This is a genomic window from Lelliottia sp. RD5 (assembly GCF_056032945.1).
The window spans coordinates 1,116,259-1,138,521 of the sequence record NZ_JBVYHQ010000001.1 but is presented as its reverse complement, the minus strand read 5'-3'; the positions used below and the strand labels follow the sequence as shown (position 1 = coordinate 1,138,521).

Genomic DNA, 22,263 nt, shown 5'->3' with positions numbered 1-22,263 from the left:
GTGCATTTGCCGACTCAGCCATCACTTTTGCCCCTCTTCTGAAACGTAAATCTTATAACCCACCTGGCGGGTTAATTATTTCTCCCTCGTTCCCATCGATTAACACACCATGATGTTGGTACAGCGTCGCTTGTCTACCGCTTCAGCCAGCTATGTACCCACGCAACACATCTTGCCGCTTCCGTGAGAAGCAAAATAATCGTGATAAGGCCGTCATGGGCGCTGATACGCTCTGAAGTCTTGCAGGTGACGCTAAATGTTATGCAGGGCTTTCTGACGATAGCGATCGTGCAGGAGCAACATGAGAGAGGATTTACGAATCAGTAAGGGCGTCAAATAACGCAAACTGGTTTTTAAGTTACAATTGATAATCCCAATTCATGAGGAGCTTGCTTATGCTTGAGGGACGTTCAGAGACATTACATTGTGGAACAATGTGCTTCGCCGTCTATGGTAGAGACGACGTTATCAGCAGCTTTGTCGATTATCTCAAAACCTCTGCTAATACCTCAATCGAGGTGAGGGTTATCGCTGGGCGAGACCCGATGGGACGTATAAAAATTGCCATTACAGGAAGTATTGTTGAGCAACTGTCCATTGAGGCGTTCAGGCATCAGTTCATTGATGACTACTACAGCAGATAGACAATCAGACCGCCTTCGGGCGGTTTATTATCACCATCACCATCACCATCACCATCGCCATCGCCAGGCCCATTCAAATAACCAAATGACCAAATGACTAAATGATTAAATGACTAAATCATTACGTACAGATGAAGAGGGTATACACAAGGGAAAATAGCTGATTGTGCTGTGATAACCCCCTCAGTTGCACTTAAATATGCTATCAAACAACACATGTGCCACCATCTCTTTTTTGAGGGTGTGTATTTTTTTTTACTGTATACACTCAGCCCACCTCACCTGAATTGTCTATCAGGCAGGTGTATTGATTATCTTAAAGTCTTAGCTCTCCTGGGTGGCTCCGGAGCATTATGATTTTAATGATGAACAATACTTACAAAGGCCATGCGGTTGCATGGCCTTTTCTAAATATCTGCGATTTTTGAAACGGAAGCGATCCCCGCTTTAAAACACACGCAGGACCGGATTGAGGCAGTATATGAAAAAGGTTTTGGTCTTCTTCAATTCGCAGCAGGCAGAAGTGATTAATATGCTTAAACCTGTCACATCGATCACGCGATATTACCCAAACGGTGATGAAGTTTCGTTAAAAATAATGCTTACCGGGGTTCATTCATTAACCGGGGATCATATCGAGATTTATGTTGCGTCTGACCGCGAACTCACCCATGACGAAGTTGTAGGTGCAGTGAATAAGTACCTGTAAAGAGAATACGGTTGCCTTTGAAGATCCCTTTTTATCCTCTTGACTATCAGACCGCTTTTAAAATTACCCTGGATTGAGATCATGGTGAATCCCCCTAAGCGGCGGGGTAAAGTCACCCGATGACTCCTCTTAAGTGGCACTCATCGTGAAAGACTGAAACCGCATGCCACGGGCGGTAAACCCAAAGGCTCACCGGGAGGCACCCGGCAGCCTAAAAATTGAAGCGGTCCTGAAAACTTGCGATCTGAAAGGGGTCTGGAATTCGATTCTCTACACGTCCATCACATACGAAAAAAACCTCGATAACGATATCGAGGTTTTTTTCAGTTACGCAACGGCTATGACAAGTGCGTTATTTGTAAAATTGCATTTTACAGGCCTATTACGGCGCTTTCCGGGTGAAAAATAGCGTGACGGTGCCGACCGTGACGCCGAACTTTTTCATCTCGGTTTTATTAAATAGATGCGTGCCGTCCTGCAAATACATCCAGTCGTCGAAGTGCAGCAGCCAGGTTTTCCCGTCCGCTTTCACGTTCATGCTGTAGCGCCAGTTAAAGGCGTTACCCGCTGCCTGGCCCGTTGCTACCCCTTCAATATCACCCGCCGTACCTTCGTAACGATCGGCGCTCACGCGACGAATGTGCCATACCCGCTGCTGCTTCTCGCCATCGTCATAGACAAAATGTTCATTCAGCGTCAGCGTATCGCCAATGACATCGCCAGAAATTTCAACGTGAAAGCGACGCAGCTGCTTACCGCTGCGATCTTGTACCATACCCCACGCCTCGGTTTTACCCTGGAAATAGCGGAAGATATCGAGCGACGGCTGTTGGTTTCGATAATCGCCGATCTCCGCGCTACAGCCTGCCAGTAACATCAGCAGGGCGACGCCCAATGCCAGAATGCGTTTCATTTTTCACCTCCGATTAACTGCTGACGCAGCGCGGGATATTGCGTATTGGGGTCAAGCCAGATGGCCAGAAAATGGGTGCTAAACGCTTCAGACTGGCGCGGTCCCAGCGGGGTAAACGTTTTTTGCGTCGCGGAGGCCCGATACCAGAACTGTCCCTGCTTATCGTCGAAAACAAACACCAGCTGGGTACCCGGCACCACATCGGGCCAGAGCGAGTGCAGCATACGCAGCCAGGATTCACTCTGCGGTTCACGTTCCAGAATACCCAACGCCTGCCACTGGTCACGCGTGGCGTCGACAAGGTCATCGCGACTGATGTCGCGTTTATAGGTAATGATCAGCGCCTGATTTTGCCCCGGTCCGGTGTAGTTGCCATCCGGTGTGCGCAGCTGCGAGGTGTAGACGGAAAAGGGTCCCCTGGTGAGCGTCGCATCGCCCACTTTGCGCCAGCTTAGCCAGTCGGCGGCATGGGTCACCGGCGTGATGATAACCAGCAACAGCAGCACTATTAAAGCGGATCGCATGGTCGTCTCCCGATCAGGATATGGAATAACAGCATCAGGGTAAGCCATCCCAGCGCCATCCAACTGACGACGACGAAGGCCGGTTCCAGGAAGGTCATTGCGCCTAACCGTTGACCAATAATGTACGCGACCGGGCCGCCGAGGGCGCCCATCAGCGTGAGGATCCATCCCGGGAGCGCGGTTGTACGAGTCAGATGGGTCCAGACGGTAGCGAACATCAGCCACAGCGCCAGCATCCACAGGGGTAACAATGCCTCGCCGTGAAAGTCGATAAGCCCCGTTAGCGCCCAGAGAGTATCCAGGCCGCTGCCCATCACCGCCAGCAGTAACGCATAAAGCCGATGTGCAGGCGACAGCATCAGGAAGGCAAGAATCGCCAGAGCGAGCCACAGAAAAAGCCCGCGTTCACGAAACAGCACCACCAGCGTCCAGTAAAGATCGAACGCAATCGCTATCAGAAATACCTGCACGTGGCGGTTCATACGCGCTCCGCAATCAACTGCACCACGCTAATGGTGCGGGCATTAAATCCGGCTTCGCAGTAGGCAAAATAATAAAGCCACATCCGGCGGAACCGTTCATCAAAGCCCAGCTTTTCAATATCCTGCCAGGCGTGGAGAAAACGTTGCCGCCAGTGGGCCAGCGTGCGCGCGTAATCGGGCCCCATGTCGAACAGATTGCGGACAACAAAATCCGTGTGGCGCGTCATCAGGTTGCTCATCACGGTAATGCTCGGTAAAAATCCGCCGGGGAAGATGTAGCGCTGAATAAAATCGACGCTTTTGCTGTAGTCGCGATAGCGCTGATCCTGAATGGTAATGGCCTGAATCGCCATTTTGCCGCCAGGGCGCAGGCGTGCCTGGCAGGTGCTGAAGAACGCAGGCAGATAGCGTTCACCCACCGCTTCTATCATTTCGACCGACACCAGTTTGTCGAATTCACCGGTCAGGTCGCGATAATCGCACAGCAGAACCTGAACGCGATCCTGCAATCCCGCACGGGCGATCCGCTCTTTTGCCCAGGTGAATTGCTCCTGCGATAAGGTTGTGGTCGTGACGCGACAGCCGTAATGAAGCGCAGCGTATTCCGCCATCGCGCCCCAGCCGGTACCGATCTCCAGCAGGTGATCGCTTGCGTTCAGGGACAGCTGTTCACACAGACGCGCCATTTTTGCCTGTTGGGCGAGGGTAAGATTCTGCTCGTCGGCGGTGAATAATGCGCTGGAGTAGAGCAGATCCTGGTCGAGAAAGTGCGCATAAAACTCATTGCCGAGGTCGTAATGGGCGGCGATATTTTCCCGCGCCTGCTCGCGGTGGTTGCGACGCATCCAGTGGCGAAGGCGTTCCACGGGCTTGCCCAGAATGCGAAAACCGCTTTCCAGACGCCCCAGCACGGGGCTGTTTAGCGCCAGCACCTGTAGCAGCGATGTCAGGTCATGCGTCTCCCATTCCCCATCCATCCAGGCTTCGGCGGCGGCAAGGCTTCCGCCGGTCAGCAACCGCCAGTAAACGTCCGGGGCCACAATCTGAACTTCAGCGCGTAGCCCGGAAGACGAGTCGCCAAAATGGAAGGCCTGCGTCCCTTCTCGAACGGTAAGCGAGCCGCTGCGGATACCGCCTAAAAGACGAAAAAGCAGCCAGCGGGCGATACGGGCGTTGCGCGGAATATCGGGATCAAGCGCAAAGGCAGGATCGGTCATGATCGTTCACTCCTGCTAACGGGGTGGTTATGAAGAGGCACGCGCTTCAGCCATAGCCGCAGTGCTTGCCAGTAAATCGTCAGAACGGTTTTTAGGGTCATTAACGGAATACGCCACAGCAGGGATCGCAAAGCCGCGCGCGTGAGAGGCTCACGTTTCAGCATCAGCGTGGCGTCAAATACCTTCGATTCCTGGTGGTTTTCGATATGCATATGCAGCGTTTTACCGGGAGGGTTAAAGCGCCAGTGATAGATCATGTCCATCGGGTTAAACGGTGAAACGTGAAAAGCTTTTTCAATCGGACGCGTTGTCTGGCCATCCACGGCATAGTAATGACGCTCATTCCACGGCGTATTGCGCACCTCGGCCAGCACCCAGCGCAGGGTGTCAGTTGCGTCATAACAGTAATAAAAATTGACCGGATTAAAATGAAACCCGAGATAACGCAGCTGAGTCAGGAGCATCACGCGGCCATCGGGACGCTCGCCGGTCAAGGTTTGAATACGCTTTAGCGCGTTCTCTTTCAGCGGCGTGCCGAGGGGATAATCCGCATCGTAAAAGGCTGCGGAAGCAAACCGGTTACGCCGGATCCCGAGCGAAGGCAGCGCCTCCAGCTCATCCAGATCGATCCAGGCCATAAAAACGGTATAGCGAAAATGGTGCGCTTTAGGCTGGAAACGGCGATGGCGTAAAATCCCCTGATACAGGCAGCTGTTCATTTCAGTTTCCTTCTCCACAGGCAATGCCATGCACCACATCAAGTGCGCTGCGTACGCCATCCTCATGGAACCCGTTGTACCAGTAGGCCCCGCAATACCAGCTCCGCTGGTGGCCGTTAATCTCGTGGCGACGGGCCTGCGCGCGCCAGCTTTTCGGATTAAACAGCGGGTGCTCATAGACAAAACGTTTCAGGACATAGCGCTCGTCCACGGCGATTTCCGGGTTAAGGGTGACGCAGAACAACGGGCTTCCTGCTGGCAATCCCTGCAGGATATTCATATTGTAGGTGACGCACGCGCTGGCCTGATCGCGTTCGCTCAGGCGATAGTTCCAGCTGGCCCATGCGCGCTCGCGCACCGGCAGCCAGCGCGGATCGCTGTGCAAAACCACCTCATTACGCTGCCAGCCGATATTACCCAGCACCTCGCGTTCCGCAGGGGTTGGCTCGTCAAGCATCGCCAGCGCCTGTAAGGAATGGCAGGCGAAGATCACCTGGTCAAAGGCATGACTTGATGCCTCCAGTTGGATCTTCACGCCCTTTTCATGACGGAATACCTGCTGCACCGGCGCGTTAACATGCAGGGTCACGCGATCGCCCAGTTGCGCCAGCATGGCACGGAGGTACTCCCGCGAGCCGCCCGGCACCACATACCACTGCGGACGATCGGTGATATCCAGCAGACCGTGATGCTCAAAGAAGCGTAAAAACAGCGGCAACGGAAAATGACGCATCTCCTGAAGGGAGCACGACCAGATGGCGGCGCCCATCGGCAGAATATAATGTCGGGCAAAAAACGGGCTGAAGCCGTGCTGTTCCAGGAACGTCTGGAGCGTGGCGTTTTCGTCAATATTGCTCATCAGCGCGGCTTTCGCCTCACGGTTAAACCGCGTGATATCTTTCAGCAGCCCCCAGAATCGCGGATTGACCAAATTACGGCGCTGGGCAAAAAGCGACGTGAGGGTGTGCCCGTTGTATTCCAGACCGCTTTGCGGATTATGTACCGAGAAGCTCATCTGGGTTTTTTGCCCGCGAATACCCAACTCGCTGAGCAGGCCCATAAAGCGCGGATAGGTGCGATCGTTGTAGACAATAAACCCGGTATCAATCGCATAAGTGCCTTGCGGCATGGTGACATCGACCGTTGCGGTATGCCCGCCGGGCGTCGGTGCGGCCTCGAAAATCGTGACCTTGTGATGCCCGGCCAGACGCCAGGCGCAGGTCATCCCGGCGATGCCGCTGCCAATAATCGCGATATTCATGAGCGCACCATCCGGCGCAGCAGGGCGCGTTGAAGAAACCCGGGTAACCCTGCCAGCAGGCGTAAAATCAGACTGAAACCGGTGGGAAACGCGATGTGATTTTTCCCTTTCGCCAGGCCGCGACGGATCGCTTTCACGGCGCTGTCCACGCTGACCTGACCGGGCATGGAAAAATCATTTTTACGGGTGAGGGGCGTATCGACAAAGCCCGGTGAGACTACCGTGACGGCAATGCCCTTGGGTTCCCAGTCCAGACGCAGACTTTCGGCAAACCACGTCAGTGCAGCTTTTGACGCGCCATAGGCTTCTGCCCGAGGGAAGGGGAGCCAGTGCGCCATCGAACTGACCAGCACCACGCGGTTGCCCGCCACCAGCTGTGGCTGGAGTGCTGCGATGCAGTTCACGGGCCCCAGAAAGTTCGTGTTCATAACCCGTTCGACCAGATCGGCATCCACTACACCGTCATCCAGGTATTCGCAGGTGCCCGCGCAGAGAATCATCAGATCGGCATGACATCCGGTCAGCGCCTGAAGGCTGGCCGCTTTGTCCGTCATATCAAACAGACGTACCGTAATATTCGGGCTGTACTGATGCAGCGCTTCTAGCCGGGCCGGATCTCGTCCGCAGGCGATAACGTGACACCCGTCATCCGCCCAGGATTTTGCCAGCCCAGCCCCAATGCCAGAGCTCGCGCCGGTGATGAGGACAGTCATCATGAGCGCACCCTCCTTTTGACACCACGCACCGCCCAGCCCAGCACGGGAAGATGTTCGTAAATCATCTCCCCGGCATCGTAGTAGTCGCGTTGGCGAATAATCTGGTCGTCCTGCACATCCACCACCGAGCACCCAGGCAGGGCAAGCTTCTCGCCCCCGGAAACGCGCGGATGAGACCAGTGCATGGTCCATGTCACGGCAAAACGATCGGTCACGCAGAGCGGAGCATCAATCACAAAGCGGCAGTGATCTACGTTCGCCAGCAGATGGGTGAAGTAACGCTGGATCGCAAACAGCCCCTGATGCTCGCCAAATGGGTCGATGAGGGCCGCATCAGGATGATAAAGCGCCGCCAGCGCTGACGGTGGCTGGCTATCCAGCTCGGCGTAATAGTCCATAAATCGATTGATAGCCGACGACATAGTGCTCATGAGTCTCACCCTGACTGTGAATAACGCGACGAAAGTGCATAATTAAAACTTACACAAATACGTTTATTTGTCCAAGTTTTGAGTCAGTTATTTTTTATTATTTATATTTATCAGTTTGTTGTGTTTATCTGCTCGAGGCGTTTTTTTGATATGTTTTTAAAAGTGTGTGCCGGGGCCGCACCGTTTAGGATGGTTAAGCAGAGCAAGATCTGGCCTTCGGGTTATCCCTTTCCAGCAGGGCTGATTAACTAGTCGGTGTAGTTAAGTATGTCATTTACGCTGCTCAGGGTTCCCCCTAAGCGCAATGGACGGTGTGCCGAAGGATAATTGATATAAGGTGTTCGGATTACTGAGGGGGCAGGGAAACTGGGCGCTGTACATGCGCTTCATCATGATTTCCGGCATGGCTCCCGAGAGGGAAAAGGTGTTGAAAGCGCAGCCGGATGGGCATCATGTCTATGAGCGTGCGCAATTCAGGACGCTATTTTCCTGAAGCGTCATAAATTTTATACGATGTGGTCAGGAATAGTTTCATCTTTACGCAGCGTTAATACTTCAAAACCGTCCGCGGTCACGGCGATGGTGTGCTCCCACTGGGCCGAGAGTTTTTTATCCCGGGTCACAACTGTCCAGCCGTCTTTTTTGGTTTTTATTTTGCTACTGCCCTGATTGACCATCGGTTCGATGGTAAACACCATGCCCTCCTGCAACACAACGCCCGTACCGGGTTTACCGTAATGCAGCACGGTCGGTTCTTCATGCATCTCTTTGCCTATCCCGTGGCCGCAATATTCCCTGACAACGCTATAGCCGCTGTTTTCAACATGCGTCTGGATGGCATGTCCAATGTCGCCCAATCGCGCACCGGGTTTTACCGCTTTGATGCCGAGCCACATGGCTTCCCACGTTTTTTCGACCAACCGACGAGCCAGGGGAGAGACGTCGCCGATAAGATACATTTTGCTGGAATCCGCTATCAGTCCCTCTTTCTCGAGCGTGATATCGACATTTACGATAGCGCCAGATTTTAGGTGTTCGTTCGCTTTCGGAATGCCGTGACACACGACTTCATTCACCGAAGTATTCAGCACGTAAGGATAATCGTACTGACCTTTGCTGGCAGGGCGGGACTGCAATGCATCAACAATAAATGCCTCTGCACGATTATTGATTTCCAGGGTGGTCACGCCAGGCACAATAAATGTGTCCAGCATCTCGAACACGGAAGCAAGCAACGCGCCCGCATGGCGCTGTCGGGCGAGTTCATCAGAGGTTTTAATGGGAATTGATGGCATTGATCACCTCCATTAAGCGGTCAGAGCCTGATTTCAGCATCATCATTTTGATCTGCTGATAGTTAAGCTCGGGGTAAAGCTCACTCATCATCCCCAGGCGGATCCAATATTCGGCCTGCGCATTCACTGAACGTGACATGGCTTTACTGGCATCACGGACATCTTCATGCAACAAGTCCGAAATTTTAACAATACCCACAGCATACACTCCGTAATATTTTATATATAAAGCATATATCTTTCGTGGGCGGATGTCATGGTGAAGTTGGTGGCGTCAAAAAGCCCCGAGAACCGGTGCGGGGAGTGCCAACCCGAAGGGATTATTAACGCGCTATCGTCTTGCTCATGTTAAAACCCGTGACCCCAAAGCCCATCGCCTCGTAGACGTGGCGGGCACGCGCGTTGTCTCCGGCAACACGAAGCCTGATATGTTCAAAATCCTGTTCCTGCAACATCTGCTCAAACGCTTGCAGCGCCTGTTTGCCCAGCCCCTGTCCCTGGCACGCGTTGAAGATATGAAAATCATAGATAAATGCAGTGCGTGAAGCCGTATCCGGTTTGTACCACAGGTACCCGACATGGCTGTCCCTATTATCCTGTTGGGTGAACAGGCACAGCAAAACCTGCCCGGCGGTATTAACGCCATCAGGAAGATCGGCAGCAATCTCCTGTTTGGCTTTTGCAAGGGAAGCCTCGGCAGAAAGTCGATAATTTGAGGCAATTTCCTGCGCATAATCTGGAATGAAATAGTCCAGATAGCCTGAAAATTCCTCTTTATGCATCGGACGGAGTACGATCATGGGTAAATCCTTTATTACTTCTGGCAGGATAAAATATTGTCACAGACCTGTGATGAGGCAGGTGAATAATGCTCAGCGAGCCATCTTGAGCGCCGGAAATAATAGCATAACCGCCGCGATGATAATCATCGCCATCAATATGCTGAGAGTGCGCATCAAAGCCTGAACGGGTTCAATGACTCCTATGAATCCTGAATAAAAAAGTAACCCCGCGACAAGAAATTGGCGGGAAGGAGCATGAAGAGTCACAGAATCAAACTTAGCAGCGTAGCGGCCAAACACCCCTGCAATCGCGGCTAAGTCTCCATTCCATTTGAGCCGCCTGGATCGTCCCGATTATCGACATCCCAGGCTAAGCAGCGACGACGACAAGCGACACCAATAATGTGTTGTGCTGCGGCAGAGCTATCGCAACGTCACGCCCGTTATCTGCCTTCTTTTTTCACTCTCCCATAATTGATAATGCGAATGATCTTGATAATCATTTTCATCAATGGCTATAATCCGGCCAAAATTTGCAGCGTAAAATAAGCGCTCAACGTTCACGGAAACGCAGGTTAAATATGGATAATTTCTTAAACCCCCTGATTCTCAGCAGCATGTTGACGATCGCGGCATGTCATAGTCCGCCAAAGGACACGCCCGCCCAAAACGCTATAGCGATTGAGTGCCTGTGCATTAAAGAAGCGGCGAGCGGTACGGTGATGACGCCTGCCCAGCTCATCACGACGCTCGCCAGCGCCCCCATTGTGATTGTCGGTGAAGAGCATACCAATGTGCGCCACCACCAAATTGAACAATGGTTACTGCAAAATCTGAATCAATCACGTGCGCAGGGCAGTGTGCTGATGGAAATGATCGATAGCGATCAGCAGGTCAGTGTTAATCGCTTAAAAGCAGAAAGTCTGGCAGGCGCAACCATCAGCCCGACCCGAGCGGCAGAGGCCATGCGCTGGAAAAGTGGCTGGCCGTGGGACCTTTACCGTGATGTTGTCATGACCGCGCTTAAAGGGCCATACCCGCTGCTGGCGGCAAATATCACCCGTATCCAGGTCACTGAACTGTATAACAATCCCGTGTTCCCAGAGGGTGATTTATCGGTTCGCCCGCAGGTTCGCGAATCGTTGTCCGCCATTATTTACATTATGCATGACGGACAAATTAGCGATGCACAGGTCAACGCCATGGTTGCCATCCAGCAACATCGCGACCGCTTTATGGCCGAACAAATTCGTCAGGCACCTCGCCCTGCGCTGTTGATTGCGGGCGGCTATCACGCTTCAAAAGATATCGGTGTGCCGTTGCATCTGGCGGATCTGAAGGTTGAAAACCCCGTCGTCGTGATGCTTACCACCGAGGGAACCACGCTAACCGCCAAACAGGCGGATTACGTCTGGTCAGTGCCCGTGGAAAATGCGCCTTAATATGAATGCACAACTCGTGATGCCTCGTACGCCATGGATGAGAAGTACGGCCGCCAGTGTCATTTTTCATGTGGCGATAGCCCTGCCTTTTGTCCTTCATTTTGCGCAGGAGCAGCCAATAGCAACGCCTGCCGCGGTGATGGTGGAGTTCTCGCCTGAGTTTGAAGTCTCTATTATCAGACCCGATCTGCCGCCTGGCGTCAGCCAGCAGCGTAAAGTGGAAGCCATGACCGAAGAAGAACGCCGGCCAGAAAAGGAAATGCCAAAGCTGCTGGTGCATGAAGAGGCTGAACTCAAAATTGCGGCAGCAAAGCCTGAACCGAAAGCCAAAAAGAAAACGGAAACCAAGAAAAAAAACCAGCGCGAACAGAAAGAAGAGAAAGGCAATTCGACGACGACCAGTCTGGCGGCACCACCGGTCCAGACGGTGCAGACTCAGCGTAATGCCGCGCCGTTAGATACGGATTCGTCTCGCATCAGCAAAAGCGAAATCAGTTGGGAATCGCTAGTGAAAGGCAAGATCAATAAAATGCGCAACTATCCTGAGGATGCGAGACGCCGCAAGCGTACCGGGACTGCCGTTATTGCGTTCAGTGTGGATGCGCGTGGCGAAATACTCAGTTCAAAACTGGTCACCTCATCCGGAACCCTTTCGCTGGACCGCGCGGCATTAAATGCGCTAATCAATGCGCGGCCGTTGCCTCCTCCGCCAAAAGAGCTGGTGAAGAATGGCGTACAAAAAGTCACGCTCCCGGTTGAATTTGGCTTGTTAGAAATTTAGAAATACAGCGTCTGTTATCAGGCTAATTGTTCTTCCTGAAATATAAATTTGGCTTTAGATAATATTCGTTAATGGTCGAATAAGAGCAGGGTGATATATCGCACCTGCTCAGCCGCATTAATGACATGAATTTATTATGGGTATTTTACCGTCGTCTTTTTGAATAGGGCGATGCGTGAGCTATTCATTTTTTTGCGCTAAATATAATTAAACTCAGGACTTGATTATGAAAAAACCTCAAATGGTCAAAGGACTTTTGACCGGGCTTCTTATTGTGCACAGCCATGCCTATGCGGCAGAAAAAGAAGGGGAATCTGTCTTTTCTCCATTAACCATTATCGACAACTCGCTGGACGATAAAAATCAGGTGGGCTCCTCGGATGAAACCTATACCCGTCCGGGCGCGTACAGTTCACGTACGTTAAATAAGAATTTGCAGAGTTTGGATGCCTCACTGCGCAGTATGGCGGGTACCTATACTCAAATCGATCCCCTGCAGGGTTCAATCAGCGTGAATATCCGTGGGATGAACGGCCTCGGGCGCGTAAATACCATGGTCGATGGCGTCACCCAGACTTATTTCGGCATGGCACCGGCAAACTATCACGGCGGTTCAAACACTGCCGCTGGCGTCCCGCTTGATCCGAATTTCCTCGCTGAAGTCGACGTCACGCGCGGCAGCAGCGCAGGTTCCCAAGGGGTCAATGCCCTGGCGGGAAGCGCAAATATGCGCACGATTGGCGTGGATGATGTGTTAAAAGAGGGACGCCAGACAGGCGTACTTTCTCGATTTTCGGTGGGCGATAACGGGCTGGGTCGAACCGGCATGATCGCGGTTGCGGGTAAAACCGAAACCTTTGAAAATGGCGGCGGCCTCGGTGCGCTGGTGGGCATCAGCGGGTCCCGTACCTATGCGACATATAAAAACGGTGGTGGCCGCAGCAGTAAAGACTTCATTGGCGAAGACAATAAATACCTGCGCCAGGAGCCGCAATCGCAGCTCTATAAATTGAATTTCAATCTGGACCAATTCAATAAATTTGAATTTTCTGCCAGAAATTACAGCAATTCTTTCACTCGCCGCGATATTACCAGCGACGATTATTATCTGCGTTATAATTATGCACCGCTCAATGAACTGGTAGATTTAAACGTGCTGGCCAGTACCAGCCGGGGCAATCAGGATTACAAACCTGAGTCTATGTATAATTTCAACAGCTCGTCGACGACGAATAAATCAAACGCTCTTGATATCAGTAATACCAGCAGATTTACCCTCGCTGATGATTTTTATGCGACCTATCAGCTCGGCGGCAAATTAATGGATACCCGGTACAGCCGCAGTTTTGTGCAATCGAACGAAACCGACCGAAACGCGTTTGCTCCAGCAGGCACGCAAAAGATTTCGTCCCTGTATACCGGCCTGACGCTGAATAAAGATATTTATCAGCTGGATCTGAATCTAAATTATACCCGCAGCCAGGTTGAGGGACACAAACCGGCCTGTTCCGCCAATGAAAAATGTTTCCCGCAGGGGGAAGGTAACCTCAATCTGGATGACAACGCCTTCAATCCGTCCGCCACGTTTTCTGCGCAGGTCATGCCATGGTTACAACCTTTCGTGAGCTGGAGCCGCTCCTCCCGTGCGCCAAACGTTCAGGAAGTCTTTTTTGCTAACGAGGGCGGGGCCTCAATGAACCCGTTCCTCAAGCCTGAGAAAGCCGAAACCTGGGAAGCGGGCTTTAACATCAACAAAAAAGGTCTGCTGGTGGAGAAAGACAGTTTCCACATGAAGGCGCTTACGTATCAGTCCCGCATCAAGGATTACATCACCAGCGAGTCCTTCATGCTCTGCTATGACGGGCAGCTGTGTCATGACTTCGACAATTCATTTGGTGGCTTTAACGCCAATGTGTACGTCAATACCACGTCGCCTGTCACCACCAAAGGCTATGAAATTGAAGCCGGATACGACATGGGCTTTGCGTACGCGAACATCTCCTGGAGCAAACAGCACACGGATCAACCGACGTCTATTGCCAGCACCGTGTACAGCTTTGCCTACAGCGATATCAGCGATCTGCCAGACAGCTATGCCACGTTAGACGTGGGCGGACGGTTGTTTGATCAGCGGCTGACCATCGGTAGCCTGGTTAAATTTACCGGCAAATCCAAACGTCTTAGTACAGAAGGGATCAGCACCAATACCAACACCGTGCCGAAAGAGAGCATGCCGGATATTCCAACCGTTATCGATCTCTACAGCACCCTGCAGGTGACTGACAATGTGCTGCTGCGCTTTAGCGTTCAGAACGTGACTAATCGTGATTATTCCGAAGCGTTAAACCGAATGAATCAGAGCCTGGATTACGCCAAAGAAGGATCAACGATTAATACCACGGCGCGTGGCCGCACCTATATCTTCGGTGGGGAAATACAATTTTAGAAACATACATACAGGGGATATTGATGCCTTGTAAGACGTTTAAATTAATTTGACGAGCAGGAGTAAAAAATGAATTGCCGCAACGTAGCACAGCAACTGGGATGTTTTTTCATCGCAACGTTATTCTCTACTACCGCATTTGCCATTGATCCGCCGCAGCGTGAACTGTCTCGCTTTGCGATGAAAACCAATTATCTTCAGGAAGCCAATGAAGGTATTTATGAAATGGCTTTCGATAATACTCATCATAAACTTTATGCTGCTGCGACCGACCGCGTAAACCGCGAAGCCAATAAAGGATTTTTATATACGTTTAATCCAGCGTCGCTGAAAATCGAGAACCGCCTTGATATGCCTTACCGCGCATTTTCTTTGGCGATGAATCAGGACCAGCAACAGCTCTACGTGGGGCATACGCAGTCGGCTTCACTACGCATCAGTGCGGTAAACACCCAGACCGGGAAGCTGACGAAAACCAGCGAGAAGTTGAGTTTTAAGGAGGTGAATGCCGCCGATTCACGCTTCGAGCATTTGCGTCATATGGTTTACAACAAGGCAACCAACACGCTTTTTGTCAGCTACAGCAATATGCTGAAGAGCGCCGAAGGCATGACGTCGGTACATAAATTGTTAATGCTGGACGGCACCTCCCTGGCGATGAAAGGCGAGGTGAAAGGTGCGTACAGCGGTACGGCCTACGGTCTGACCCAGGATGATAAAACGCAAAAGATTTATATCGGAGGCAAAGATTACATCAATGAAATTGATGCCAAAAAACAGAGCGTGTTACGTACTATCAGCCTGAAAAATGCAAACCCGCAAATTACCAGCGCGCAAAATCTGGCGGTGGACTCTGCCTCTAATCGCATATTTGTGGTGGTGTTTGACCATGAAGACCGCAGGGGCGAAAACGACGGTTTATATGTTTTTGATCTCCAGAGTGGCAAACAACTCGGTTATGTTCGCACCGGTGCTGGAACCAATGCGGTGAAATACAACCCGAAATATAACGAAATTTATGTCACCAATTTCACCAGCGGGACGATAAGCGTGATCGATGCCCAAAATTACGCCGTCAAAAAACAGTTCAGTGTGCCGGTATATCCGAACCAGATGGTGCTATCCCCAGACTTTGATACCCTTTATATCGGTATCAAAGAAGGCTTTAACCGCGACTGGGATCCGGATGTATTTGTGGAAGGGGCTAAAGAACGCATTCTGAGCATTGATTTGACTAAATCGTAAGCCACGCATTGCGTTTCTGCAAAAAGAGGGAATAAAAGGATTCCCTCTTTTTATGCATTCGAATCAATCACGCTCAACAGCAGGCCTCATCATAAATCCTTTTTCCGCGAGGGGATCTCAGAGCATTACCTCATTTAACATGTGAACGACCTGTTTTTCGCGAGCAGGAACGGGCGAAGATAGGCCACTGTATTGGACAGCGGAATGACATCGTCGGTGAGCTGAATATTTAAAACATGATGGATGTATTCGCGGCGAGTCGTGATTCGCGCCCATAATTCAGGGTAGGCGTGCTGGATTTTCTGCACAAGCTCCTCATCTGCCAGGGCGATGCTTTCTTCGGCACTCACACCCGTATATCCCGGCACGGAGGGGATAATATCAATTTGCATAATCATGCCGCTTTTGAGCGTTTCAGCTGAGTTTTTATAAATGGGGGACGACATCCACTCTTCATCTGCGCTGAGATGACCGGGATTCAAATGCCAGCCGTATTTTTCTTTGTTGAGTACCTTCTCAATGAGATCGTACATTTCGCCACCGCGCATCCCTATTTTGATATTTTCAAGCCAGCACGTGACAGCACCAAAATAAGGTTTTGCGACTCTATCGAGGTAGTCTTTTTGATTGCCGGGCAGTTCGCTTTCCTCTGCGATAACAAACCCCGTACGGCTTGAAAGCCCACCTTTAAAGCCGGTTGTCATCGACAGCGGCTGTCCACGCTCCAGCGTTTTATAAGAAGGGTAAAAATTCGCTTTCTCAAAACGTTGCCCCGTCGCCGCGATAATGACGACCGTCTGGTATTGACCCTCGGCGGCCAGCAGTGCCCCCAAATCAGTTTCACGCAGGCCGGGTTCGACGGCATTCATCGCATCAAGCATACAATTCGAGGCCAGATTGGCACCATATTCATAGTGCGCAATCTCATTTTCGTTATTTGTAATTCTTGCACCCCGATCGCCACGAATGAAAAGATGTGCGGCATTTTCCAGCACTGCGCTTGAGGCAATAGAGTTTTTCACGGCGTCGACAATAAACCAGGGGATGTCGAAAAGGTGTTTATTATTCGCGGCTGCCGATGTAAACATCTTCCATCCGACCAAACCGATTTTGGATATCGTATCAAGACCTGTTTCGATGAAAATATCTTCAAGGGGGCGTTCGTTGTCCATCGGCTGGTTAGGCAGAGAGAAAAGGGGGCAATGTTTTAAGGTGGCTTGAATGCGGGAATAGTTCGCCATCTTGAGGTTTTCGTTCCCCAGAATCAGTGTCGCCTCACCGGTTTTTTTGACTATCAGCAAACCTTCTTCAAAGCGTGGAACAAAACCCGTCAGGTACTCGAAATTCCCCCCATGCTCTTTATCGGCATAGATGATGAGCGCGTCATATCCTTCATTCTGCATTCGTGTCAGAACCTTATTTTTGCGTTCCAGCATCGTTGTATCGTTCAACATCACGGGGGCAACATCGATAAATTTTCTTGGAGATTCAGTAATCTGTAATTGGATAGCGTTTGAATACATCGTTTACCTCTCGATTGCGTCATCGTCAGAATCAGTCCCACTCTTTTGCCTGACGGCGTAGACGCTGTTTGTGCAGTACCGAAGGGTGGCTGAATTAACCTTTTCGCAAGCTTGCCACAAAATGACGATGAAAAGTCCCGACGGCGGCAGATTTAACACACAAAACGGTTCAACCGGAGAAAAGCTCAGATCTAAAAATGAAATTGTGGATGAGCGCTACGGAAAATCAATAAGTTAGCATCGAAATAAACCCACATTGTGTGACCTCCTGGCACGGCGCGCCTTGTCACAAAAAATGCGTGAAAATCATCACATTGGTCCCGAGGGTCTCTCATTACTATGTTGCCTGGAATCAATATTCATCTGGGATACTGCATGGAGCAGGGATAATAATGAAAGACCAACATTTCAATAAAGCATTACTGACCATATCTATTTTATTTGCCGGCCAGGCGCATGCTCTGGAATTAAAGACCTCTTATGGGTCTATTAATGCGGGTTATGCAAACTGGAATACGGGGTTTGAAAATACGCACAGGGGAGAGGTCTGGAAAGCAACTGCGGATTTTGGTGCGATATTTGATAAGGGGGAGTTCTACTCATTTTATGAAAGTAACGTATTAAATCATGCCGTTGAAGGTCGCAATCATGTGCTTTCTGCACAGACTCATATCCGGTTATTCGATTCTGATTTCAGTTTTATGGGGAAACTCTACGGTCAGTTTGAAAATACCTGGGGTGATGAACTGAATATGATGTATGGATTTGGCTATTTAGGTTGGTCCGGCCCCTCCGGTTTTTTTAAGCCCTATGTGGCATTGCATAATCTCTCAAATGATTATGTCTCCAGCAAATATGGTCAGGCCACGGGTCTGAATGGATATGTCGTCGGCTGGACAAGTGCCTGGTTTTTCGATTTATGGGGCGAAAAAATGGTGCTTTCTGACTGGAATGAATTTGAGCTGGATCGCAATGATGCTTACGCCGAACAACAACACAGTAAAAACGGCATTAATGGCGGGTTGACCTTAACATGGAAATTTTATCCCCACTTTAAAGCCAGTGCCACATGGCGTTATTTCGATAACAAGTTAGGTTACGACGGTTTTGGCGACCAGTTGATTTATATGCTCGGTTACGATTTCTAAATTAATAACAAGGAACGATAATGAGAAAGACAACTTTAGCGGTGTTTGTCAGCGCGGTCATTGGCATGACAGGGGGAATGGGAAATACTCTGGCGGCAGAGCAGTCTGGGAATCAATTAAATAAACCTAACGTCGTGATTATTTTGGCCGATGACCTGGGTTATGGGGATTTAGGTGTATATGGGCATCCGATCGTGAAAACCCCTAATATTGATAAACTCGCGCAGGAAGGGGTGAGGTTTTCGCAATATTATGCCCCAGCGCCACTCTGTTCGCCTTCGCGTGCAGGTTTATTGACCGGGCGTACACCGTTCAGAACGGGGATTCGATCCTGGATCCCGACCAATAAAAATGTCGCACTGGGCCGTAACGAAAAGACCATAGCCAGCTACCTGAAAGATCAGGGTTACGACACGGCAATGATGGGGAAATGGCACCTGAATGCTGGCGCTGACCGCCACGATCAGCCCCAGGCTGAAGATGCAGGTTTTGAACATACGCTGGTTAATGCTGCCGGTTTTGTCACCAGCGATCTGGATAAAGCGAAAGAGCGTCCTCGCAATGGCGTAGTGTACCCGAATGGTTTTTATCGGAATGGTAAAGCGCTGGGGACAGTTAACCAAATTAGCGGCGAATTTGTCAGTCAGGAAGCTATTAACTGGCTAAACGATAAAAAAGATAATAACCCTTTCTTTATGTATGTGGCTTTCACAGAGGTACATACACCGCTCGCTTCGCCGAAGAAATATCTTGAGCTCTATAAAAACTATATGAGCGAGTATGAAAAAAAACATCCCGATATGTTTTACGCCGACTGGGCTGATAAGCCTTATCGCGGACCGGGAGAATACTATGCCAATATCAGTTATATGGATGAACAGGTTGGTAAAGTCCTCGCAAAAATAAAATCAATGGGGCAGGAGGATAACACGATTGTTATCTTTACCAGTGATAACGGCCCTGTGACGCGTGAAGCGCGCAAATGGTATGAACTTAATATGGCGGGTGAAACGGATGGCTTACGTGGCCGCAAAGATAATTTGTGGGAGGGCGGAATACGCGTGCCCGCCATCATTAAATATGGTCACCATTTGCAAGCCGGTACGGTAACAGATACGCCTGTGAGCGGTTTGGATATATTGCCGACAATTGCAGAGCTGACTCATTTTAATTTGCCGACCGACCGTATTATTGATGGAGAATCGATTGTCCCTGTTCTTGAGGGACAAACGATGAATCGTCAGCAACCCTTGTTATTCGCGATTGATATGCCTTTCCAGGATGATCCGACGGATATGTGGGCAATTCGTGACGGCGACTGGAAGATGATTTTTGATCGTAATAGCAAACCTAAATATCTCTATAACCTCAAGCTGGACCGCGGCGAGACAATGAATCAGCTCGGCAAACAACCCGTTCTGGAGCAAAAAATGGTGGATGCGTTACAACGCTATCAGTCCAGTATTGAAAATGATTCACTTATGAAAGCCAGGGGCGATAAACCTACACCGGTAGACTGGAACTAAAGGATTTTCATGGCCTTGTGATTAATTTTACAAGGCCATGATACGAAGGAGTTAAAATGAAAAGTTGCCATGTCATGGTCAAACCTACCGGTGCAATATGCAATCTTGCCTGCGATTACTGTTTTTATCTTGAAAAGGCACAGCTCTATCCAGAACGTAAAACGCGCAGCATGGATGATGTAATACTCACACAATTTATTCGCCAGCATATTGCTGCGCAGGAAACGGATGAGGTTATTTTCGCCTGGCAGGGTGGTGAACCCACGCTGGCAGGTTTAGCGTTTTACCACCGCGCCGTAACCTTGCAAAAACAATTTTCGCAGGGTAAGACGATCCTGAACACCTTTCAGACCAACGGGATCCTTCTTAATGACGATTGGTGTCGTTTCTTCCATCAGCACAATTTTCTGATTGGTATTTCGATAGACGGTGATGCGCTTCTGCATGACGCTTTTCGTAAAACAATTTCAGGAAAACCAACCCATCAGCGCGTTGTAGAGGCGGTCGATTTACTCAAGAAATACAAGGTGCAGTTTAATACACTGACGGTTGTCAATGCCATGAATAGCCAATATCCCGTTCGGGTGTATGAATATCTAAAAAGCTTAGGCAGTCATCATATGCAGTTTATTCCCCTGCTGGAAACCACAGCGGAAGGGATAGATGAACGCAGCGTAACGCCGTCAAGTTTTGGTGTTTTTTTAAAAACGATATTTTATCACTGGATACGTCGTGATATTGGGGTCATAGAGATTCCTTTTTTTGAACACACGTTTGCCGCATGGTGTGGTTTACCGGCACTGACGTGCGTGTTTTCACCGACGTGCGGCAACGCTTTTGCCCTTGAACAAAATGGTGATCTCTATCAATGTGACCATTTCGTAAATAAAGCAAATTTATTGGGTAATATACAGCACAGCACGATTGGCGAAATGCTGGACAGCGATGCCAACCGGCTATTCGGGCAAAACAAGCAACCGGTGGCACCAGAATGTATTAACTGCGACGTCAAATTCGCGTGCCACGGGGGATGTCCAAAAGATCGTATCTCTCTCTCTTCACGGGGTGTCGCTGAACTCAATTATTTTTGTAGCAGTTACCAGACCTTTTTCAGATATACCGAGCCTTATATGCTGATGATGAAGTCTCTTCTCAACGAAGGATATTCGCCGTCAGATATTCGTCATACATTGTGTGAATAGAGAATAAATTTCATGAATCAATGGGAACATGTCAATTGTTGCAAAAACGTAGCGTGTTCCTTTTTTGGTATGGCTAATCATGTGCACTATCAATTCATCGGACAAAATGGATTATGTCCGGAATGCGGTGATATTTTCCCGATTATCTCAACATCAGCACTCAGCGCTTTTAATCAACAAAGTAATAAATCCTATCCAGAGATATTAGTGTATTGCCCGACATGTGGGCAGGGTGATGCGTTAATTCGTCACGGGCGCGGACCTGCTGGCGCGCAACGCTGGCGTTGTAGCACCTGTAATATCTCATTTACGGATGAATCTACCTCCATTAAGGATAGTCCAGGTTTTCAGTCCCTTGCAGAGTGCATTGCCGCTGGGGGAGATTTCAAGCTTTTAGGCGAAAAGCGCCAGACATTAAGTCGCGCTTTTACGCATCTGGCATTTTCAGCCAGATCTGAACAAGTTCATTTGCCGACAGTTACGCTGAGCGGGGAATATTCGACCATCTCTTTTACGGTAGAATTTAATGGCAGTCACAATAACCTCTACGTTATTGCCACGGCTGACAATAAAACAGGTCGCGTGATCGCGGTTTCAACCAACTACGTGGCGCTTAAGAACGGGATTTCCCCCGACTGGTGGTATCCGTCAATGCCTGCCGAAAGCGGTTTCTCACCCATTCTGGTGCGAAAAGTCTTTGATAAGGACAGAGTCATTAGTCGACGACCCTTTTTGTTTGATATTGCGTATGGGCCTGCCAATGTTCGAGCGAACGACCCAGGGACAATTGTCAAACCGGTGCTTGCCGCTTATCGCCATTTTGCACTGGTACATGTATTAACCCATCATCGTTTGCTCTCGGTTCATCACTGGCTGGAGCATGAATGCTTTATTTACGGGGCATGCTTAATGGCCAACCGAAGAGATATTGCGCAGCAGCGCTGCAATATTAGTTTTGTCTATGAGGAGGGATACTTAGATACAAAACAACGCCTGCGCAGTGAGACGGTGAGATCGGATATTGTCTGGCGTGATACATGGAATTGTTATTCGCAGAAAAATTACAATCTCGCTGTTTGTCATCTCACCGGGAAAATTAATCGCTCGTCATTTCGTCAGGCAACACTCAAACCCGCACGTGCGTTTCAGGACTATCTTTTCAGCCATCCTATTTGGCCTCAGTTAACCCGGCTCGCACCGCGTAATGTCGTGCATCTGCTGGAATATCTGGCGGCAGAATATAACCGGGGACGGTGA

Annotated in this window: 22 protein-coding genes; 10 read left to right on the top strand and 12 right to left on the bottom strand. The window is 50.0% G+C overall.

Annotation, left to right across the window (positions count from 1 at the left end; translation table 11 throughout):
• Positions 1-395: 395 nt before the first annotated feature.
• Together AC0LWE_RS05775 and AC0LWE_RS05770 are read left to right on the top strand one after the other, a co-directional pair.
• Positions 396-644: a hypothetical protein gene (locus AC0LWE_RS05775; protein WP_059178403.1), complete on the top strand. Its 249-nt coding sequence runs from the start codon at positions 396-398 to the stop codon at positions 642-644.
• 481 nt (positions 645-1,125) lie between these two features.
• On the top strand, positions 1,126-1,353 hold the full coding sequence (locus tag AC0LWE_RS05770; RefSeq protein ID WP_059178402.1) for a hypothetical protein: 228 nt from the start codon (positions 1,126-1,128) through the stop codon (positions 1,351-1,353).
• Between the two features lie 382 nt (positions 1,354-1,735).
• Here AC0LWE_RS05770 and AC0LWE_RS05765 read toward each other — a convergent pair whose 3' ends face one another.
• From AC0LWE_RS05765 to AC0LWE_RS05715, 11 genes are all read right to left on the bottom strand, one after another.
• Positions 1,736-2,266, bottom strand: a complete 531-nt coding sequence (locus AC0LWE_RS05765) for a DUF3833 domain-containing protein (protein ID WP_202694740.1) — start codon at positions 2,264-2,266, stop codon at positions 1,736-1,738.
• A complete protein-coding gene (locus tag AC0LWE_RS05760; protein ID WP_474265000.1) occupies positions 2,263-2,790 on the bottom strand; it encodes a chalcone isomerase family protein in 528 nt (175 codons plus the stop codon). Before AC0LWE_RS05760 ends, AC0LWE_RS05765 begins: the two co-directional genes overlap by 4 nt.
• Positions 2,775-3,272 (bottom strand): DUF2878 domain-containing protein, encoded by a 498-nt coding sequence (locus AC0LWE_RS05755; RefSeq protein ID WP_202667040.1) that lies wholly within the window; start codon positions 3,270-3,272, stop codon positions 2,775-2,777. The genes AC0LWE_RS05760 and AC0LWE_RS05755 overlap by 16 nt, the downstream gene beginning before the upstream one ends.
• Positions 3,269-4,489, bottom strand: coding sequence for a class I SAM-dependent methyltransferase (locus tag AC0LWE_RS05750; RefSeq protein ID WP_474264998.1), 1,221 nt, complete (start codon positions 4,487-4,489; stop codon positions 3,269-3,271). The genes AC0LWE_RS05755 and AC0LWE_RS05750 overlap by 4 nt, the downstream gene beginning before the upstream one ends.
• Positions 4,486-5,208, bottom strand: a complete 723-nt coding sequence (locus tag AC0LWE_RS05745) for a DUF1365 domain-containing protein (protein WP_219346811.1) — start codon at positions 5,206-5,208, stop codon at positions 4,486-4,488. Before AC0LWE_RS05745 ends, AC0LWE_RS05750 begins: the two co-directional genes overlap by 4 nt.
• 1 nt (position 5,209) lies before the next feature.
• Positions 5,210-6,469: an NAD(P)/FAD-dependent oxidoreductase gene (locus AC0LWE_RS05740; protein ID WP_219346810.1), complete on the bottom strand. Its 1,260-nt coding sequence runs from the start codon at positions 6,467-6,469 to the stop codon at positions 5,210-5,212.
• Positions 6,466-7,185, bottom strand: coding sequence for an SDR family NAD(P)-dependent oxidoreductase (locus AC0LWE_RS05735; RefSeq protein WP_219346809.1), 720 nt, complete (start codon positions 7,183-7,185; stop codon positions 6,466-6,468). The genes AC0LWE_RS05740 and AC0LWE_RS05735 overlap by 4 nt, the downstream gene beginning before the upstream one ends.
• Positions 7,182-7,616 carry a nuclear transport factor 2 family protein gene (locus AC0LWE_RS05730; RefSeq protein WP_059178394.1) on the bottom strand — a complete coding sequence of 145 codons (435 nt, stop codon included), beginning with the start codon at positions 7,614-7,616 and terminating at the stop codon, positions 7,182-7,184. Before AC0LWE_RS05730 ends, AC0LWE_RS05735 begins: the two co-directional genes overlap by 4 nt.
• 506 nt (positions 7,617-8,122) lie before the next feature.
• Positions 8,123-8,911 carry a type I methionyl aminopeptidase gene (gene map / locus AC0LWE_RS05725; protein WP_219346808.1) on the bottom strand — a complete coding sequence of 263 codons (789 nt, stop codon included), beginning with the start codon at positions 8,909-8,911 and terminating at the stop codon, positions 8,123-8,125.
• Positions 8,892-9,110: a ParD-like family protein gene (locus AC0LWE_RS05720; RefSeq protein ID WP_012016898.1), complete on the bottom strand. Its 219-nt coding sequence runs from the start codon at positions 9,108-9,110 to the stop codon at positions 8,892-8,894. The genes map and AC0LWE_RS05720 overlap by 20 nt, the downstream gene beginning before the upstream one ends.
• 124 nt (positions 9,111-9,234) lie before the next feature.
• Complete coding sequence (locus AC0LWE_RS05715) at positions 9,235-9,711, bottom strand: GNAT family N-acetyltransferase (protein WP_219346807.1); 477 nt, start codon at positions 9,709-9,711, stop codon at positions 9,235-9,237.
• Positions 9,712-10,274: 563 nt separating this feature from the next.
• On the opposite strand from AC0LWE_RS05715, the gene AC0LWE_RS05710 reads away from it, so the two are divergent.
• The 4 genes from AC0LWE_RS05710 to AC0LWE_RS05695 all read left to right on the top strand — a co-directional run bounded on the left by AC0LWE_RS05710 (position 10,275) and on the right by AC0LWE_RS05695 (position 15,607).
• Positions 10,275-11,135: a ChaN family lipoprotein gene (locus AC0LWE_RS05710; RefSeq protein WP_219346806.1), complete on the top strand. Its 861-nt coding sequence runs from the start codon at positions 10,275-10,277 to the stop codon at positions 11,133-11,135.
• Position 11,136: 1 nt separating this feature from the next.
• Complete coding sequence (locus AC0LWE_RS05705; RefSeq protein ID WP_234593610.1) at positions 11,137-11,916, top strand: energy transducer TonB; 780 nt, start codon at positions 11,137-11,139, stop codon at positions 11,914-11,916.
• Positions 11,917-12,142: 226 nt separating this feature from the next.
• A complete protein-coding gene (locus tag AC0LWE_RS05700) occupies positions 12,143-14,362 on the top strand; it encodes a TonB-dependent receptor domain-containing protein (protein ID WP_219346804.1) in 2,220 nt (739 codons plus the stop codon).
• 69 nt (positions 14,363-14,431) lie between these two features.
• A complete protein-coding gene (locus AC0LWE_RS05695; RefSeq protein ID WP_219346803.1) occupies positions 14,432-15,607 on the top strand; it encodes a YncE family protein in 1,176 nt (391 codons plus the stop codon).
• Between the two features lie 134 nt (positions 15,608-15,741).
• Here AC0LWE_RS05695 and AC0LWE_RS05690 read toward each other — a convergent pair whose 3' ends face one another.
• Complete coding sequence (locus AC0LWE_RS05690) at positions 15,742-17,130, bottom strand: M24 family metallopeptidase (RefSeq protein WP_219346802.1); 1,389 nt, start codon at positions 17,128-17,130, stop codon at positions 15,742-15,744.
• Positions 17,131-17,522: 392 nt separating this feature from the next.
• On the opposite strand from AC0LWE_RS05690, the gene AC0LWE_RS05685 reads away from it, so the two are divergent.
• The 4 genes from AC0LWE_RS05685 (at position 17,523) to AC0LWE_RS05670 (ending at position 22,263) form a co-directional block, all read left to right on the top strand.
• Positions 17,523-18,278, top strand: a complete 756-nt coding sequence (locus AC0LWE_RS05685; RefSeq protein WP_059178387.1) for an outer membrane protein OmpK — start codon at positions 17,523-17,525, stop codon at positions 18,276-18,278.
• Positions 18,279-18,343: 65 nt separating this feature from the next.
• Entirely contained in the window at positions 18,344-19,804 is a 1,461-nt protein-coding gene (locus AC0LWE_RS05680) for a sulfatase family protein (protein ID WP_411909856.1), read from the top strand.
• Positions 19,805-19,860: 56 nt separating this feature from the next.
• Positions 19,861-21,006, top strand: a complete 1,146-nt coding sequence (locus AC0LWE_RS05675; RefSeq protein ID WP_219346800.1) for an anaerobic sulfatase maturase — start codon at positions 19,861-19,863, stop codon at positions 21,004-21,006.
• A gap of 12 nt (positions 21,007-21,018) precedes the next feature.
• Positions 21,019-22,263, top strand: coding sequence for an IS1/IS1595 family N-terminal zinc-binding domain-containing protein (locus tag AC0LWE_RS05670; protein ID WP_219346799.1), 1,245 nt, complete (start codon positions 21,019-21,021; stop codon positions 22,261-22,263).